Source organism: Vibrio sp. NC2 (genome assembly GCF_025195005.1).
GTDB classification, from domain to species: Bacteria; Pseudomonadota; Gammaproteobacteria; order Enterobacterales; family Vibrionaceae; genus Vibrio; species Vibrio splendidus.
This window is the reverse complement of sequence record NZ_JANVFC010000046.1, coordinates 1-1,464: the sequence shown is the minus strand read 5'-3', so window position 1 is coordinate 1,464 and position 1,464 is coordinate 1. Positions and strand designations below refer to the sequence as shown.

The 1,464-nt window shown below is 45.0% G+C and carries 1 protein-coding gene; it reads left to right on the top strand.

Annotated features, from left to right (window positions below; genetic code table 11):
- Positions 1-103 precede the first annotated feature (103 nt).
- Positions 104-1,464, top strand: a 1,361-nt coding sequence (locus tag NX845_RS23345) for an IS4 family transposase (protein WP_260257207.1), incomplete at its 3' end; no start/stop codon positions are given.

Sequence of the window (1,464 nt, the reverse complement as noted above, 5' to 3'; positions counted from 1 at the left end):
CTGTCTCTTATACACAAATCCCTAAGCCACGCTTGGGGATTTTTTTTGAACTATTTTTAGGTTTCATGATCTGATCATCTAAGCAATGACAAGGATGATTATCATGACCTATATAGAGCCAACCCTTTGGGCACAAAAACAGTTCGGTCAAGCCCACCTTAATGACCCTAGACGCACTCAAAGACTCGTTGCTCTCGCAGCCTCACTGGCCGAGCAACCTGGCGTACCTGTCTCGAAACTCATTATCTCCCCTGCTGAAATGGAAGGGGCTTATCGCTTCATCCGTAATGAGCAAATCAAAGCAGAAGATATCGCAGAAGCGGGTTTTTATGTCACCGCACAAGAAGCATTAGAGCAACAAACACTTCTTGCCTTAGAAGACACCACTTCTCTCAGTTACTCCCATCGCAGCATTCGAGATGAACTCGGGCACTCCAATCAAGGCAATCGACATCGCGCCATGTTCGTACACTCAACCTTACTTTTTGCTCCCGACACTCAATCTGTTATTGGTTTAATTGAACAACAGCGCTGGACTCGTGATATAGAAAAGCGAGGTCAAAGGCACCAGCATGCGACTCGACCATACAAAGAGAAAGAAAGTTATAAGTGGGAACAAGCCTCTCGCCATGTCGCTGAGCGACTTGGCGATAAAATTTCGGATGTCATTTCTGTGTGCGATAGAGAAGCCGACCTATTTGAATACCTCACTTACAAGCGAGAGCAACAACAAAGGTTCCTCGTTCGCTCAATGCAAAGCCGCTGTATTGAAGAGCATGATAATCGTCTTTATAGCTATGCCTCTACCCTGTTATCAGCCGGAGAGAAAGTGCTCGAAATACCGCAAAAAGGCGGTCGTAAAGCTCGCAAGGCTCATTTAGATATCAAATATGCCCCCGTGACACTCAAGTCTCCTGCTAACAAGAAAGAGTTCGATAACATTCCGCTTTACTACGTGGGATGTATAGAACAAGGAGAGAGTGGTAATAAGCTCGCATGGCACTTAATGACTTCAGAGCCGATAACGAGCAAGGAAGAGGCACTCAAAATCGTCAGTTATTATGAGCGGCGTTGGCTAATAGAAGATTTTCATAAAGTCTGGAAAAGTGAAGGGACTGAAGTTGAGCAACTGAGAATGCAAAGTAAGGATAACTTAGAAAGGCTCAGCGTCGTTTTGGCTTTTATCGCGACCCGGTTACTCCAGTTGAGGTTTATGAATGAATCAGACGAGTTATCTAAGAGCAGTTGTGAGCAGGTATTAAAAGGCAAAGCGTGGAAGTTAATGTGGCTCAAGTTGGAGAGCAAAAAACTACCGAAAGAAGCGCCTAATATATCATGGGCTTACAACGGTATTGCTCGGTTAGGTGGTTGGAAGAATACCAAGCGAACAGGTCGCGCTTCTATAAAGACGTTATGGCAAGGATGGCTTAGGTTACAAACCATCCTTGAAGGGTATGAACTCGC